General features: G+C 34.8%; 28 protein-coding genes. All 28 read left to right on the plus strand.

All coding sequences use genetic code 11. The annotated features are described in order from the left end of the window. The first annotated feature begins 3 nt into the window (after nucleotides 1-3). The 28 genes from ACFO5Y_RS00350 (at nucleotide 4) to ACFO5Y_RS00485 (ending at nucleotide 14,401) form a co-directional block, all read left to right on the plus strand. Nucleotides 4-513 (plus strand): Holliday junction resolvase RecU, encoded by a 510-nt coding sequence (locus ACFO5Y_RS00350; RefSeq protein ID WP_197103135.1) that lies wholly within the window; start codon nucleotides 4-6, stop codon nucleotides 511-513. A 5-nt stretch (nucleotides 514-518) separates the two neighbouring features. Beyond that, complete coding sequence (locus ACFO5Y_RS00355; RefSeq protein WP_197103133.1) at nucleotides 519-1,460, plus strand: DUF3102 domain-containing protein; 942 nt, start codon at nucleotides 519-521, stop codon at nucleotides 1,458-1,460. Next, nucleotides 1,453-1,893 carry an ORF6C domain-containing protein gene (locus ACFO5Y_RS00360; RefSeq protein ID WP_197103131.1) on the plus strand — a complete coding sequence of 147 codons (441 nt, stop codon included), beginning with the start codon at nucleotides 1,453-1,455 and terminating at the stop codon, nucleotides 1,891-1,893. The genes ACFO5Y_RS00355 and ACFO5Y_RS00360 overlap by 8 nt, the downstream gene beginning before the upstream one ends. A 16-nt stretch (nucleotides 1,894-1,909) precedes the next feature. Then, nucleotides 1,910-2,227 (plus strand): MazG-like family protein, encoded by a 318-nt coding sequence (locus ACFO5Y_RS00365; RefSeq protein ID WP_231606789.1) that lies wholly within the window; start codon nucleotides 1,910-1,912, stop codon nucleotides 2,225-2,227. A 16-nt stretch (nucleotides 2,228-2,243) separates the two neighbouring features. Beyond that, a complete protein-coding gene (locus ACFO5Y_RS00370; RefSeq protein ID WP_197103130.1) occupies nucleotides 2,244-2,720 on the plus strand; it encodes a coiled-coil domain-containing protein in 477 nt (158 codons plus the stop codon). Between the two features lie 19 nt (nucleotides 2,721-2,739). Continuing rightward, nucleotides 2,740-3,036 (plus strand): hypothetical protein, encoded by a 297-nt coding sequence (locus tag ACFO5Y_RS00375; protein WP_197103128.1) that lies wholly within the window; start codon nucleotides 2,740-2,742, stop codon nucleotides 3,034-3,036. Nucleotides 3,037-3,056: 20 nt separating this feature from the next. Continuing rightward, complete coding sequence (locus ACFO5Y_RS00380) at nucleotides 3,057-3,251, plus strand: hypothetical protein (RefSeq protein ID WP_197103127.1); 195 nt, start codon at nucleotides 3,057-3,059, stop codon at nucleotides 3,249-3,251. 130 nt (nucleotides 3,252-3,381) lie between these two features. After that, nucleotides 3,382-3,717: a hypothetical protein gene (locus tag ACFO5Y_RS00385; RefSeq protein WP_197103125.1), complete on the plus strand. Its 336-nt coding sequence runs from the start codon at nucleotides 3,382-3,384 to the stop codon at nucleotides 3,715-3,717. A gap of 1 nt (nucleotide 3,718) precedes the next feature. Beyond that, on the plus strand, nucleotides 3,719-3,901 hold the full coding sequence (locus ACFO5Y_RS00390) for a hypothetical protein (RefSeq protein WP_197103123.1): 183 nt from the start codon (nucleotides 3,719-3,721) through the stop codon (nucleotides 3,899-3,901). Further along, nucleotides 3,891-4,049: a hypothetical protein gene (locus ACFO5Y_RS00395; protein WP_197103121.1), complete on the plus strand. Its 159-nt coding sequence runs from the start codon at nucleotides 3,891-3,893 to the stop codon at nucleotides 4,047-4,049. The genes ACFO5Y_RS00390 and ACFO5Y_RS00395 overlap by 11 nt, the downstream gene beginning before the upstream one ends. Then, nucleotides 4,046-4,513: a single-stranded DNA-binding protein gene (gene ssb / locus ACFO5Y_RS00400; protein WP_197103119.1), complete on the plus strand. Its 468-nt coding sequence runs from the start codon at nucleotides 4,046-4,048 to the stop codon at nucleotides 4,511-4,513. Before ACFO5Y_RS00395 ends, ssb begins: the two co-directional genes overlap by 4 nt. A gap of 15 nt (nucleotides 4,514-4,528) precedes the next feature. Then, nucleotides 4,529-4,732 carry a hypothetical protein gene (locus ACFO5Y_RS00405; protein WP_197103116.1) on the plus strand — a complete coding sequence of 68 codons (204 nt, stop codon included), beginning with the start codon at nucleotides 4,529-4,531 and terminating at the stop codon, nucleotides 4,730-4,732. Nucleotides 4,733-4,750: 18 nt separating this feature from the next. Beyond that, complete coding sequence (locus ACFO5Y_RS00410) at nucleotides 4,751-5,161, plus strand: ArpU family phage packaging/lysis transcriptional regulator (RefSeq protein WP_197103115.1); 411 nt, start codon at nucleotides 4,751-4,753, stop codon at nucleotides 5,159-5,161. 196 nt (nucleotides 5,162-5,357) lie between these two features. Then, nucleotides 5,358-5,723 carry a hypothetical protein gene (locus ACFO5Y_RS00415; RefSeq protein ID WP_197103113.1) on the plus strand — a complete coding sequence of 122 codons (366 nt, stop codon included), beginning with the start codon at nucleotides 5,358-5,360 and terminating at the stop codon, nucleotides 5,721-5,723. A 346-nt stretch (nucleotides 5,724-6,069) separates the two neighbouring features. After that, nucleotides 6,070-6,285: a hypothetical protein gene (locus tag ACFO5Y_RS00420; protein WP_197103111.1), complete on the plus strand. Its 216-nt coding sequence runs from the start codon at nucleotides 6,070-6,072 to the stop codon at nucleotides 6,283-6,285. Next, the gene (locus tag ACFO5Y_RS00425) at nucleotides 6,282-6,605 is read left to right on the plus strand and encodes an HNH endonuclease (RefSeq protein ID WP_197103109.1); all 324 of its coding nucleotides are present in this window, start codon (nucleotides 6,282-6,284) and stop codon (nucleotides 6,603-6,605) included. The genes ACFO5Y_RS00420 and ACFO5Y_RS00425 overlap by 4 nt, the downstream gene beginning before the upstream one ends. Nucleotides 6,606-6,702: 97 nt before the next feature. Continuing rightward, nucleotides 6,703-7,254, plus strand: a complete 552-nt coding sequence (locus ACFO5Y_RS00430; RefSeq protein ID WP_197103107.1) for a helix-turn-helix domain-containing protein — start codon at nucleotides 6,703-6,705, stop codon at nucleotides 7,252-7,254. Nucleotides 7,255-7,270: 16 nt separating this feature from the next. Next, nucleotides 7,271-8,983: a terminase large subunit gene (locus ACFO5Y_RS00435; protein ID WP_197103239.1), complete on the plus strand. Its 1,713-nt coding sequence runs from the start codon at nucleotides 7,271-7,273 to the stop codon at nucleotides 8,981-8,983. A gap of 18 nt (nucleotides 8,984-9,001) precedes the next feature. After that, nucleotides 9,002-10,201, plus strand: a complete 1,200-nt coding sequence (locus ACFO5Y_RS00440; protein ID WP_231606788.1) for a phage portal protein — start codon at nucleotides 9,002-9,004, stop codon at nucleotides 10,199-10,201. A gap of 4 nt (nucleotides 10,202-10,205) precedes the next feature. After that, nucleotides 10,206-10,784 carry an HK97 family phage prohead protease gene (locus tag ACFO5Y_RS00445; protein ID WP_197103105.1) on the plus strand — a complete coding sequence of 193 codons (579 nt, stop codon included), beginning with the start codon at nucleotides 10,206-10,208 and terminating at the stop codon, nucleotides 10,782-10,784. Beyond that, complete coding sequence (locus ACFO5Y_RS00450) at nucleotides 10,769-11,977, plus strand: phage major capsid protein (RefSeq protein WP_197103103.1); 1,209 nt, start codon at nucleotides 10,769-10,771, stop codon at nucleotides 11,975-11,977. Before ACFO5Y_RS00445 ends, ACFO5Y_RS00450 begins: the two co-directional genes overlap by 16 nt. A 3-nt stretch (nucleotides 11,978-11,980) precedes the next feature. Continuing rightward, nucleotides 11,981-12,184 (plus strand): hypothetical protein, encoded by a 204-nt coding sequence (locus ACFO5Y_RS00455; RefSeq protein WP_197103101.1) that lies wholly within the window; start codon nucleotides 11,981-11,983, stop codon nucleotides 12,182-12,184. Continuing rightward, entirely contained in the window at nucleotides 12,184-12,465 is a 282-nt protein-coding gene (locus ACFO5Y_RS00460; RefSeq protein ID WP_197103099.1) for a phage head-tail connector protein, read from the plus strand. Before ACFO5Y_RS00455 ends, ACFO5Y_RS00460 begins: the two co-directional genes overlap by 1 nt. Beyond that, nucleotides 12,458-12,778, plus strand: a complete 321-nt coding sequence (locus ACFO5Y_RS00465) for a phage head closure protein (protein ID WP_197103097.1) — start codon at nucleotides 12,458-12,460, stop codon at nucleotides 12,776-12,778. The genes ACFO5Y_RS00460 and ACFO5Y_RS00465 overlap by 8 nt, the downstream gene beginning before the upstream one ends. After that, the gene (locus ACFO5Y_RS00470) at nucleotides 12,771-13,118 is read left to right on the plus strand and encodes an HK97 gp10 family phage protein (RefSeq protein WP_197103095.1); all 348 of its coding nucleotides are present in this window, start codon (nucleotides 12,771-12,773) and stop codon (nucleotides 13,116-13,118) included. The genes ACFO5Y_RS00465 and ACFO5Y_RS00470 overlap by 8 nt, the downstream gene beginning before the upstream one ends. A 2-nt stretch (nucleotides 13,119-13,120) precedes the next feature. Then, nucleotides 13,121-13,441, plus strand: a complete 321-nt coding sequence (locus ACFO5Y_RS00475; RefSeq protein WP_197103093.1) for a hypothetical protein — start codon at nucleotides 13,121-13,123, stop codon at nucleotides 13,439-13,441. Nucleotides 13,442-13,457: 16 nt separating this feature from the next. Next, nucleotides 13,458-14,033 (plus strand): major tail protein, encoded by a 576-nt coding sequence (locus ACFO5Y_RS00480; RefSeq protein WP_197103091.1) that lies wholly within the window; start codon nucleotides 13,458-13,460, stop codon nucleotides 14,031-14,033. A gap of 2 nt (nucleotides 14,034-14,035) precedes the next feature. Further along, nucleotides 14,036-14,401, plus strand: a complete 366-nt coding sequence (locus ACFO5Y_RS00485) for a hypothetical protein (protein ID WP_197103089.1) — start codon at nucleotides 14,036-14,038, stop codon at nucleotides 14,399-14,401. Nucleotides 14,402-14,520 lie beyond the last annotated feature (119 nt).

Raw genomic sequence — 14,520 nt, forward strand, 5'->3', positions numbered from 1 at the left:
TACATGAGTGTAAAAGGAGCTTATGCTGCTAAACGTAACGGAGAGTTTTTTGAGAAGCTAATTGATGCATCGTGTATTCATTATTCTAAACAAGGTATAGCTTACATACAGAAGACACCTGAACCGATGAGACCAGTTAGAGCGCTTAATCGTAATAGAGGCCAGTATATGGCTGTATACGAGAAAAAAGCTCAACCAGACTTTACAGGAACTTTAACAGGCGGGACGTCAGTCGTTTTTGAAGCGAAGCATACGGAATCACCAAGAATAGAATTTAACCGGATTAGTAGTCAACAAGAATTAGATCTTGAAGCGCATCATAAACTAGGAGCTATTACTTTTGTACTCTTAAGTTTCAGCGATAAAGACTTTTATAGAGTGCCTTACAGCGAGTGGATAAACCTTAAAGAGACTATTGGCAAGAAGTCACTTAATCAGACGGACTTAGAACCTTATCGCATCATAAACCAAGGGAGATTAATTCCGTTTTTAGATGGATTAGTAGAGGAGTGAGATATATGCATGAATTATCACTTAGTAATGACTTAAACCAATTAGAGTTGGAGATTACGCATCATAAAAATATAGCCGGTCAATCTGTATGGGAGATTGGTAAAAGATTAAATCACGTAAAAACAAATAACTTAACGCATGGTGAATTTGGTAAGTGGCTGGACAAGATAAAGATTGGGCAACGTGAAGCTCAAAGAATGATGAAAGTTTCTTTAGAACTACCAAATACGGCAACGTTGTCGCATTTAGGTGTTACAGCATTAAATCTAATAGCTTCTCTTCCAGAAGAAGAACGAGAAAAAGAACATGTTACTTCAAAAGGCGAAACAAAGACACCGGATGAAATGACGGTTAGAGAATTACAGGAATTAAAAAAACAGTTATCACGAGCTGAGATACAGCTTAAAATCTCTGAACAAGATAATAAGACGAAACAAAAAGATATAGATCGCCTCATGAAACAAAATAAAACTTTAGCAAAAGAGAAAGAAATCGTTATTGAGAAACATGTTATACCTGATGATTATGATGCGACTAAAGAACAAAACGAGCATTTAAAAGGTCAGTACAAATCTTTAAATGATAGCTATGAATCAATTAAGAAACAATACGATGAATTGCTGGACAGTCGTAAAGAAGTTGAAGAGAAGTCTATGAAGTATGACGAGATTACTCAAGCTATCCAGAAAGCTGAAGGTAAGTTAAATGCACAACAGAAAGAGATTGCAGCATATCGCAATTTAATAGACACAACCAAAGAAATGAATAAGTTTTTAGATTCTGCATCGCACTTAATCTATATGGACGATATGGACATTTTAAATCAAGACAAACTAGCGATTGATGAACTAGAGCGACTGTTATCGAGAGTGGATTCATGGGCAATTGATTTACGTAAAAAGCTAAATACTAAAGTCATCATAGAGGGGGAATTTACACATGAATAAAAATGAGATTGTAGGACAAAGTAAGGATCACACTAACGCAATTACTTTGATAAATAGCATTGGACAGATTGGCGAAGCAATACAAGCTATTTCAACTCAGATGACAAATCATGAAAAACGCCTGTCTAAAGTAGAGGACACTATGAGAGTAAACGGTATTCAAGAGATGAAACTTACCAGTGCTGTTAATAAGAGAGTAATTAACTGGCTAGGCGGTAAAGAGTCTAGTGCTTATAACAACCGTAGCATACGAGGAAAAGTATATTCAGCCATTAACAAAGAGATTAAGCGATATTTTGGCATTCCTAGACGTGCGGAGATACCTGCTAAAGATTATAACGAAGCGATGGAGCTTATCGAGAATTGGGAATTAGATAAACAACTAAAAGAAGAAATTTTCATCGAGAACAATCCATTAATAAATATATTCTAGCAAGGGAGTAGAGAAAATGGCAGATATGAATCAACTAACTAGAGCGATTGAATTATGGAGTATCAATCATGAATTGGATAAATCTGAGCCTTCTAAGCAGTTTTTGAAGGTAGTTGAAGAATTAGGTGAAGTGGCATCTGGAATGGCTAGAAATGACTTACCTTTAATTATAGATAGCATTGGAGATGTTTATGTAACCTTAGTAATTTTAGCTCAGCAACATGGACTTAATATACAAGATTGTGTTGATGAAGCTTATACAGAAATTGCAGATCGAGTTGGAGTAAAAAGAAACGGCATTTTTATAAAACAAGATGATTTAAGCAAAGACTAAATGGAGGAATTATAAAATGAAAAAAAGATATATAGCGTTATTAGCAGTAAGTATTTTTGTTTTAGGTGGTGTGTCAGGTTATGCTTCTTCGAATGTGTTTGATAGTTTAAACCAAATTCGCGAGGACTATGATTTTACATTCGCATTTGCTAAACAAGAAAAAGAGCGTGCTGAACAATTACAAGCTCAACTAGATAGTGAGAGTGGAAGTAAAGAGCAATTACAAACTGAAGTAGCTCAATTAAAACAAGATATTGAACAAATTAAGACAGATCACTCTATAGAGCTCACGAATAAGAATAGTGAGATTACAGAAAAACAAAGAGAGATTGAAGCGAAGCAGCAAGAAATTAATGATAAGCAAAATCGCATTAATGAATTGAATAATGAACTAGGTGCAGTTAATGGGCAGTTGAGCCAGATTGAAGCACAAGTTAATGGATTGTTAAATCATACTAATGATAAAGTTTCTGAGCTTACTGGGGATAATTAATATTGGGGTGAACTGTTGAATGGATAACATTTTTAAAGTAATTCAAGGTGTATTGTCGATATCAGTTATTTTATTAGTGGCATTCCTTTTATACATTTATATGGGGAATAACACTCAAGAGGAAGTTTCAGAATTATCAGTGGATCCAATTTTCGGACAAACATTAAGCGGTACTAATCCACAAACTGTACATTGGTATGAAGCTGGAGATGATATTAGACCAAATCTGTACGAAGTAGTCTATTTTCCAGAAGTTGTTACTAATGGAACTCAAGGACACTATGAAGTATATCGCACGCTTGGGAAAGATAGATAACTATGTAAGGGAGTAAACGAATGGATATAAATACAAAAATAAACTTGCAAGACAAAAAATACAGACATACAAGTATGGACTTACTCTACCGACTAGAAATAGGAACACTCACACAACAAGAGTATATAACAGAAATGAAGAAGTTATCATATGAGTACAATAAGGAGTTTGCATTAATTTGTAAATTCAAAAATACTTGGGAGGAAAAGGAATGAAGAATTTAATAATAAGAATAAGACAAGCATTATGCAATCATCACTATGCTATTAATGTTAGATACGATGTGTACACAAATAAATTTCTAATCGTCGAGTTTGTATTAAGTGCGGAAAGGTAAGTTGATTTATGTCTAGAGCAAGTGAACATTTTAATGAGTGGTTAGAAATGATATCGTTGCTTGATATGGAAAATCTTAGTAAGCCAGAACAGGTAAGACTATATGAATTAAAGCTATTTTTTCGTGGTGGTAAAGTCAAGTCAAACGAAAGAAGAAGAATAGCTAAATCCAAGCCACTTGTATTAATAGATCCAAATGGAAAACGAACAATATATGAATCTAGGAAAGAATTAATCCAATTGGCTGGAGTAAATCCAGATGCACTTTATGATGCGCTACTAAGAGGAAATGGCCGATTAACTCCAAAGAAATGGAAAGGCTACACCGTTAAGGAGATGACGTAATATGTCTAAATTATTTAATGTCGTAGTTTTCAGCGAGGGAGAGTATTTTGAATATCCAGTTGAAGCAGATGATGAAGATGAAGCAGCTAAAGAAATTGAATATCGTTTTAAGGGTTCAGATGGAGATTGGTTTGACGTTAAACCAAAAGTAATTAGAGTAACAGAGGTGGAATATGGAGATTGAATACACAACTTTAACAGATTTAGATGCCTGGTTTAGAGAAGAAGTACTTAATGCTATTAATCGCCGTGAAAATTTAGATGTGATTATCGATATAGCGAATAAATACAATGAACATCATGACAACTTACAAGGCGGTGGAAATAATTGAATTCAGTTGATTTAGTCGGACGACTTACAAAAGATATAGATTTAAAATACACGACAAACGGTACTGCCGTTGGAACATTTAATCTTGCTGTTAATAGAGACTATACTTCAAAAAATGGTGAGAGAGAGGCAGATTTTATTAGTTGTGTCATTTGGAGAAAAGCAGCAGAGAATCTAGCGAACTTTACGAAAAAAGGTTCATTATTAGGTGTACAAGGAAGATTACAATCAAGAACATATGACAACAAAGAAGGTCAACGAGTATTTGTAACAGAACTCATTGTCGATAAGTTCCACTTATTAGAGTCAAAGAACAAAATTCAAGGCAATAACCAAAATAATAAATCAAACAGCAATACACAAGGCACTACAAATTATGATGCGAATTCATCTCGACATTATCAACCAAGTAAACCATTTGAAGGTACACCAGTTGATATTGACGACGATGATCTACCATTTTAAGGGAGGGTATTAATATTGCTAGTTGAAGATTATCATTATATAGTCGTTGAAGATTCGAAGTTAGTTCATGGATACTTTAAGACAAAGGGATTAGCTTATCAGTATTTGTTAACTGAATATCCAAATAAACAAAAGAAGAATAAACGCAAGAAGAAGTTTGGATACGGTAATGGGGATGTTATGCCATGTGGATTTTATATTCAAAAAGTTAGAAAATAAGTTGTAGGAGGAATCGTATTGCTACTACCAGAAATAAACGAAAAAATGACACGAAGAAATGTAATGAAATTATTAGGGCAGTATCATAGTTTACGAAGATTGGCTGGTAGACAATACGAGCAAAAGCTTACAGCAAGCTATACATTGGAGCCTAAGGGCGATGGAGGCACAAGCAAGCCAGTAGAAGATATGGTTACTAGAAAGGTATCAGCAATTGAAATTATCACTCATATACACGATGCATTGAATAAATTGAATGGCCAGCAACGTAAGCTACTATGGGAGCACTACACAATCAGTGCACCATCAGAATATGAGATAGTAACAAAGTTCAACATCAGTGTTGCGACTTATTATAGAAAGCTGGAGAAAGCACAGCTTGCTTTTGCGGAAGTCTATCACTTAGGTGAATTGATAGTTGAGATGTAATTAATTGCAACTTAACTTAAATGAGAATGAATTGAGAAAATATTGAGAGAAAGTTGAGAATAATTTGAGAGCTGTAGGTGGTAGAATGATATTGTGGATAAGTGAAGATATCCGCCTGACATTAAAAGCATCCTATTTCCACCTCGCAAACCGGGGTGGTTTTTGATATAGTTGTATCAAAAAGGAATGTATAAAGATGGATAGTTTGTTAGTTTTATTTGGTGATATATTAAGAATAGTGGCGACAGTCATTATTACTGTGCTAGTCATGTACATTAAGGTAATACCAGAGCTCCATAAAAATTTAATCCTTCAAAGCAAAGAACATGATAACAATAGAAATTTACAGCAAGAAGCATACTATAGACAATTAAGCGGAGAAAAAATAGAGAAACTATTTGAAAAATGGACAAACTTTTTAGTGGATTTAAGGACTATAGAAAATATGGATGAGGATACAATGTATTCTATTACTAGTGATGTTTTTATGTACGGTTCTGATGAAACAATTAATTCATTTGCAAAATATATGAAAAGTACGCACAGATCAGAGTCTATCTAGAACGAGTTAGGTGAAGACTTCTCAGCGTTTCAAATTTATATTTTTTCTTTAATCTTATCTCAATTAAAGTATGACTTTACGGGGTTTAAAGTAAATCCATTGACTTTTATAAAAGCAAAAATAAATGATTATGATGATTTTTTTGATGATGATACGGTTGAAAGAATTACAAAATATACTGAAAAATTATAGGTGATAAAAATGGACAGAACTACAGTTAACCTTATTATTATCGCTGTAGTTGGATGCCTAGTTGTCTTCAATCTATGGCGATATATCAAAAATAAATACAAATGAGACCTCTTTTGAGGTCTTTTTTTATACAAACAAATATGGAGGGGATTACATGAACAAACCAGTTGATTTAAATTTTGAGCCTGGTGAAGTTGTAACAATAGTATTTATAGACAAGATGGAACTAATGGCACGCATCATAAAAACTCAACCACCTGATCAGATTGTTGTTGACTTACTTCATGACGGATTAGACGAAGAGTATACAATACATACTAATGAAATATATAGAATAGAACCTATCAGTGATAAGGATGACGAGAAATGAAAGTAGTTAATCCATTCTATAAGTCTAAGAAGTGGAAGAGAAAGCGTGAGTTAATTCTAAAGCGAGATAGTTATTTGTGTCAACTATCCAAACGGTTTGGTAAATCAACTGCAGCAAATACAGTTCATCATATCTATCCACTTGAATTGTATCCTGAACTTGCACTAGTCAATTGGAATCTCACAAGCGTGAATGAAAGCGAACATAATAAAATTCATGACAGAAATTCCAATGAAATTATTGGTGAAGGTATAGCATTGCAGAACAAATTTAAAAATGAATTTAAAAAATTCTATGGTACCCCCCCACCCCATAATTAATTTTTTGAATCGGAGGGTACCGAGGGGGGAGGGCCTTTTCCCTCTCCATAAGTATTTCACATAAAAAGAGCGACAAAAAGAAAGGCGGTGATGATTTGTGGGCGAATTAATTAAAAAATTGAGGAAAGAAAAAGGTATGACTCAAGCTGAGTTCGCTAAAGCGATTGGTATATCTAGAAACTATTTATCCGAAATTGAAAATAACAAGAAAAGTGCATCGGAACACATTTTACAAAAGGTTATTGAAGTGTTTGGACTAGCAACTAATTACTTTAAACGTTCGGGTAAAACAGAAAGTATGACGTTTGAAATTAAGATTAAAGAAGTTAATAGAATTAAGTCCAGAGTGACGAACGACATGAAGTCGCTAGATGTTTACAAGAAGGAATTCGACATGCTGATTGAAGTTTATGCTGATCTGATTTATCACTATCAAAGGATGATGGAACTCTATGAAGAGTTAGGGTATCCAATTGAAGATGATTTTGGCAAAAAACCTGTTTTGGTTACTCAATTAGAGGCGCTGAGAAAAGATATCATTACATACTCCGATAGACTCATGGTTAATCCTAGGTCATATCAATCTCTAACAGACATCAAAGAACCGCCAAAATCAAAATTAGCTGAAGCGCTGAAAATGATTGGATAAAATAAATAAAAATAAAATGATTGTGATGGAGTATGCACAATCGGTTGTAGCTAGAAAAAAGTTAGCTAATAAAGAAACCATCCAATCGTGTCAACGGTTTTTGGATGATTTAGATAATTCGGAATATGATTTCAGAACTAAAGATGCTGAGTTTGTTATACAGATAATTGAAACTACTTTTGTTCATAATCAAGGTGAACGGCTAGATGGTTCTCCATTACGTGGGGAGCCTTTTATATTGGAGCCATGGCAGAAGTTTATTATTTATAACATCCTAGGTTTTTTTCAAAAGGGAACAGAGATAAGACGCTATAAAGAAGTCTTTATCTTTTTACCACGTAAGAATGGTAAAACAAGATTTGTTAGTGCTTTATCATGGGGATTAGCATTATTAGAGCGTAGATCCGGTTCAACGGTTTATATTGTTGGTGCTGCTTTAAAACAAGCTATGCAGTCATTTGAGTTTATTAAATATAATCTTGCAGAGATGGGCGAACTAGAAAACTTCAGAGTTTTAGATAACAATATGGAGCATTCAATCAGTGGCTCGTTGGGCGATGGTTCGTTATTCATTCAAGCCTTGGCTGCTAATCCTGATGCACAAGATTCGCTTAACTGTAATATCGGTATCGCCGATGAGTTACATGCGTATAAGAATCCGAAGCAGTACAACATCATCAAAGAAGCAATGAAAGCTTATACGAATAAGCTGATGATTGGTATTACTACGGCTGGTGATGACATGAATACGTTCTGTTACAACCGACTTAAGTATTGTCAGAAGATACTTGATAAAACAGTGACGGATGAACAGTATTTTGTATTTATTGCTAAGGCGGATGAGGACGAAAATGGTGATGTTGATTACACTAATCCAATCGAGCACGAAAAAGCTAATCCGAATTATGGTGTAACGATACGTCCTGAAGATATGCAGAATGATGCGTATCAAGCACAGAATGACCCTCAACAACGAAAAGATTTTTTAGCAAAGTCATTAAACATCTATACAAGTGCAATGCGTGCTTACTTTAATATTGATGAATTTAGAAGCAGTGATACGCAATTTGATTGGACCATTGAAGAATTAGCTAAGATGAAGATTGATTGGTACGGCGGTGCCGACTTATCTAAGTTGCATGACTTAACTGCAGCTGCGTTATACGGTCAGTATAATCACGAAGGAAAATCAATAGATATTGTCATCACGCATGCTTTCTTCCCGGTCGTTATGGCGCACGCAAAAGCCGAAGAAGATAACATACCGCTGTTTGGGTGGCAGGATGATGGTGTTCTAACAATGAGTAACACTCCAACGGTTCATTATACCGATATTATTAATTGGTTTATTATGATGCGTAAGATAGGCTTCAAAATAAAAGAAGTAGGGTTTGATAGAAAGTTTGGTCGTGAGTTCTTTAACGGAATGAAGAAAGCGAGATTTAGAATCGTGGATCAACCTCAGTATTTCTATAAAAAGTCTGAAGGATTTAGAAGAATTGAGAATAAAGCTAAGAACGGTGAATTATACTACCTACATAATCAAGCATTTGAATATAGTGTGCAGAATGTACATGCAATCGAAAAAACCGACGATATGATTCAATATGAAAAAGTTGAAGATAAGTCACGTATCGATTTATTTGATGCGGGGGTATTTGCTTCAGTAAGAATGCTTGAAGCTTTAACGAGCCAAGAAAGTGTATCAAGTTGGCTCAATAGAGATTAAAAGAAGGGCGGTGAATAAATGAGTTTTATGAAGAGAATAAGTAATATGTTCAGAAGAAGTATTAATAATGATTCCTCAAATGCTAGTCGCTTTTGGGCTTTGAATAAAGCGGGCTATTTTGACGATTATCCAGGGTTTGTAAAGTTATCAGACAATCCGGACGTAAAGATGGCTGCGTATAAATTAGCGGACCTTGTAAGTAATATGACGATTCATCTGATGGAGAATACAGATGGTGGAGATAGACGCATTCACAATGGATTATCAAGAAAGATTGATATCAATCCATGTAAAGGTATGACGAGAAAAACATGGATTTACAATATTGTTACGAATTTACTTTTGAATGGTGATGGTAATTCAATCGTCCATATTAGTATCGATCCTGAAACGTTATTGATTAAAGATTTAACTCCCTTTGATATGGATTATGTCGAGTATAAACACAAAAAAGGTGAGATGTATATAAAGTATAAAGATGACGATTATCATATGGATGAACTGATTCATTTTGTAACTAATCCAGATCCATCACAACCATGGAAGGGGCGAGGATTTAGAATTGAGTTAGGTGATATAGTTAAAAACTTAAACCAAGCAAACAAAACAAAGAATGAGTTTATGCGGAGTAATTACTTACCAAACCTTATTGTTAAAGTAGATGCATTAAACGAAGAATTAGCCTCTAAGGAAGGGCGAGACCGTGTTAAAGATAAATACTTGGATAGTGATAAAGCGGGTGAGCCATGGGTTATTCCGGCTGATTTACTAGAAGTAGAACAGATTAAGCCATTATCCTTAAAGGATATCGCAATTAATGAATCAGTAGAACTAGATAAGAAAACAATCGCTGGGCTTTTACAAGTTCCGGCTTTTTTTCTTGGAGTTGGTAATTTTAACAAAGATGAATATAACAACTTCATTAATACAAGAGTCATGAGTATTGCTCAAACAATCGCTCAAACACTCACGAGAGATTTGGTATTAAGTCAAGATTGGTACTTCAGATTGAATCCGCGAAGTCTATATGCATACAACATCACTGACCTAGTTAGTGCAGGTGGTGCAATGGTTCAAATGAATGCTATGAGACGTAATGAATTAAGGGATTGGGTTGGATTGGATCCAGATGAAGAGATGGAAGAGTTAATTGTCCTTGAAAACTATATTCCAGTAGAACAGTTAGGTGATCAAGAAAAATTGAAAGGGGGTGAGTAAAAAAGTGGAAGAGAAACGAACTAGCTTTTTAAAGGTTGAAATAAGAGCCAAAGAAGAAGAATCTCAGAAGTATTTAGATGCATACTTTATTAAATATAACGAGGAAACAGAATTGTGGCCAGGATTCTTTGAGGAAGTCGCTCCGGAAGCAGTTGTAAACAGTTTAAGAAATAATGATATCGTTTGTCTATTTAACCATATTGATGGTGTTGTCTTAGGAAGGACTAGCAATAATACCCTTGAGTTGAATTCGGATAGTACTGGATTGTTCGGGACAGTTGAAATTAATGAGAACGATGCAGAAGCAATAAATATTTACTCACGCGTAAAGCGTGGTGATATTACGGCGTGTAGTTTTGGTTTTCAACCGATTGAGGAAGAATTCGAAGATAGAGGTGATGGAACTTTTAAAACTACGATTAAAGATATGAATCTGATTGAAGTATCTATTGTGACGTTCCCAGCTTATCCCTCAACAGAAGCATCTGCTCGAAAAAAAGATATTAATAGATTCAAAAAAGAAGTACTGAATAAAAGAAAAAACACATTAAAGGAGAAGTTAAAATTATGGCAAATCCAGTAATTATTGCAGCACGATTAGGAAAGAAACGTAGTTCAATGGAAAAATTAACGGAGGAATTAAATCTATTAGTTGCTCGACGTGATGAATTCTTAGGAGCTATTGATGATGCAGAAACCGAAGAAGATATTAATACGATTGAAGAAGAAGTTGATAGCGTTCAATTGGATATTGATGATAAAGAAAGCCAAAAAACAAATCTTCAGAAAGAATTAGATGAGCTTGAATCCGAACTTGAGGAAGCTAATAACAAAAAACCAAGTCCTGAAGATGATAAAAAAGAAAATGACAAAGGGGAACGTAGCATGAACAAAAAAGACTTAGTAGAGGTACGTAATGGCTTAGATGCCTACATCCGTAGTAAAGGACAAACACGTGATAAATTTACAACTGTTGAAGGTGGTGCTTTAGTACCGGATGAGTTGATGAAACCACAGTTAGAAGAACCATATGAGGAATTAAATTTAGTACCATTCGTCAATGTAGTAAAAGTGAATAGTGGTGCTGGATCTATGCCAGTAATTAAACGCGCAACTGGAAAGATGACTAGCGTTGAAGAGTTGGCGGAAAACCCTGAATTAAACGTTCCATCATTCAATGATGTTGATTATAAGATTGTGACTTACCGTGGCGAAATTCCAATTTCTCAAGAAATGATTGATGATGCGGATTACGATGTAGTAGGTTTAATCGCAGATAGTATTGAATTACAAGAATTGAATACTAAGAACGATCAAATTTCTGCAGCATTAAAAACACTACCAGCTTCTTCGGTTGTGGGGTCTGATGGACTTAAGAAAATGAAAAACGTTGATATGAAACAAGTGTACAACAAAAATGCACGCTGGATTGTTTCTGCATCAATGTTTAATGAGTTAGATACATTAAAAGATAACGAAGGATGCTACTTGTTACAGCCAGATATTAAAGCTGAATCTGGTAAATCCTTATTTGGTAAACCAGTTGAGATTCTAGATGATGATGTCATCGGTTCAAATGATGGGGATCTAGTAGGTTTCTATGGAAACTCAAAAGCAGCAGTAACATTATTTGACCGTAAGAAAGCATCTGTACGTTGGGTTGACCACCATATTTATGGACAAATTTTAGCAATGTTCTCTCGCTTCCAAGTTAAAACAACTGATACATCAGCAGGATTCTACTTCACTTACACACGCGCTGTTGAGGGGGCTTAATATATGGCTCATAAAGTAATTTACCCCTTCAAAGACTTACAGGATGTTACTAAAGCACATCCTGGAGGTCGTATTTATCAAATTGATGATACGTTTCCAGCGACCAAAAGGAAAGTTTCTGAAGCGCGTATTGCTGAGTTAGAAGGAGATAACAACAAGTTAGGAAGATCTTTGATTGTTCCACTTGAAGAACAAGGTGATGAATAATGATTCAACGAGCTTTAACTTTACTGAAGACAAAGATTGGGATTACGAGTGACAAGCGTGATCCCTATCTTATTGCATTGATTAAAGGTGTGGAGCAAGAAGTTAAACGAACATATGGAATATCATTAGATGAACTAGATCCAGAGCATATATTTTTCATTGTTGATTTTGCTGAATATCGCTATAGAAATGTGGAAAATAAATCAATGCCAAGAGACATTCAGTTCAGATTACATAATTTAATGACTCAAGGTGAAAGAGCGGGTGGATTAGATGAATGATAATTGGGAATATGACATAGAACTTATTGGACAAACCGGATGGAAAAGCGATAAAGATGGTAATCGAGTTCCAAAAGAGTCTAGAACACGGGTCATGGCCAATCGGAAACAAACCCCAAGAAACGAATTCTATGAAGCGCGCCAAAGTGGTATTGAAATAGAAGAGATATTTGAGATTAAGCCCTATGAATACAACAATGAACAGTTTGTATGGTTCGAAGGTCGGAGACTGAATATATATAGTACATATCTTATTGACAGTGAACATCTAGAAATCAAATGTTCTTCTAAAATTGGTGATTTTGATGATTGATATCGCCAGTGAAATCGCGAAGGCTTTACGTGAGTACACGGATGATGTCATCGAAGATATTGACGAAGCAGCTAAAGAGATAGCGAAAGAAGGAGCTAAACGACTTAAACAATCAAGTCCTAAAAAATCTGGTGACTATGCAAAAGGTTGGAGGTCTAAGGCTGTAGGTAAAAAACATATCGTACATAACAAGACAAATTATCAACTGACGCACTTACTAGAAAAAGGCCATGCTACAAGAAATGGCGGGCGTGTTGAAGGTCGGGAGCATATAAGGCCTGTAGAAGAGATCATGATAAAAGATTATATAGAAAAAGCTGAGAAGGCAATAAGGGGGTAGAAATGGAATCATCTGAAATGAAAAATATGTTAGAAACAATAGGGTTACCTGTTGCATACCATTCATTTGGGAAAGGTGAGGAAATTAAACCTCCTTTTATCATTTACTATATTGATGAAGAAAACCCTTTTAATGCTGATGATGAAAGTTATGTTGAACAACAAGATTATATTGTTGAAGTTTATACAGATAAAAAAGATAGTGATTTAGAAAGAAAAGTAAAAGATTTATTCAAAATTAATAAAATACCTTGGACAAAGTCTGAAACATATATTGAATCTCAAAATATGTTTGGAAACTTTTTCTATTTAAGTACACTTTAAAGGAGAGAAAAAAATTATGGCAGAAAAAAATAAAATCCAATATGGTTTATCGAATGTTCGTTACGCTAAAGTAATCAATGAAACAGATGGTGCTATTGAATACGATACACCGAAAAGAATTCCGGGTGCAGTGACATTTACGATGGATCCGCAACAAGAAAACATGCGTTTTGATGCAGATAATACAAATTACTTTAGTACTTTTGTTAATAATGGGTATTCGGGAACATTGACGATGGCCATTATTACTGATGAGTTCAAAATTGATTGTTTAGGATTTGAAGAAATTGATGGCGTTGTTTTAGAGAAAGGTAATGCTTTATCAACACCATTTGCTTTAATGTGGCAATTTGAAGGTGATAAGCATGGTGTAAGATATGTTTCGTATTACAACACAGCTGGACGACCTACTGTTGCTGGACAAACAAAAGGAAGCACAATCGAACCAGGCACACAAGAGATGCAAATTGAAGCTCAAGCGCGTCCAACTGATGACTGGGTTAAAACAAATACAAATGAAAATACGACACCAGAAGTGTATAATAGCTGGTTTGATAAAGTTCATGAACCAACAGAAGTTGGAGGCGTGTAATATTGGAAAAAATCATTGAGATTGATGATCAGTTAATCATTTTAAAATCCCATGCGGGTGTTCCGATTCGATATAAACAATTCTTTCAAACTGATTTCTTCTCGGATGTTCTAAAGCTTTCAAAGAGTGTAGAGAACATGGGTAGTGAAGATGGTCTGGATGACCTTAGTTACGAGCAAATTGACAATCTAGAGTTAGAAATTGTCTATAGATTAGTTTGGTTATTTGCGAAGATGGCTGATAAATCGATACCGCCACTAGCTGAATGGTTGGAGGGGTTTGACGAGTTCCCGTTAGAGGATATTATTCCTGAAATTACAGATATGTTAACTGGTTTGATGAAAAAAAAACAGAAAACGAAGAAATAGAAACGAACGATGATGATGAAATTATCACTGTCGATTCGTTTCTTTTTATTGCAAAAAAGTTAGGTTTATCTATTGAAGAATTAGATTATTTAACAATCGGTTCTTTAATTGACTTCGCT

The organism is Ruoffia tabacinasalis (genome assembly GCF_042652985.1).
Lineage (GTDB): Bacteria > Bacillota > Bacilli > Lactobacillales > Aerococcaceae > Ruoffia > Ruoffia tabacinasalis.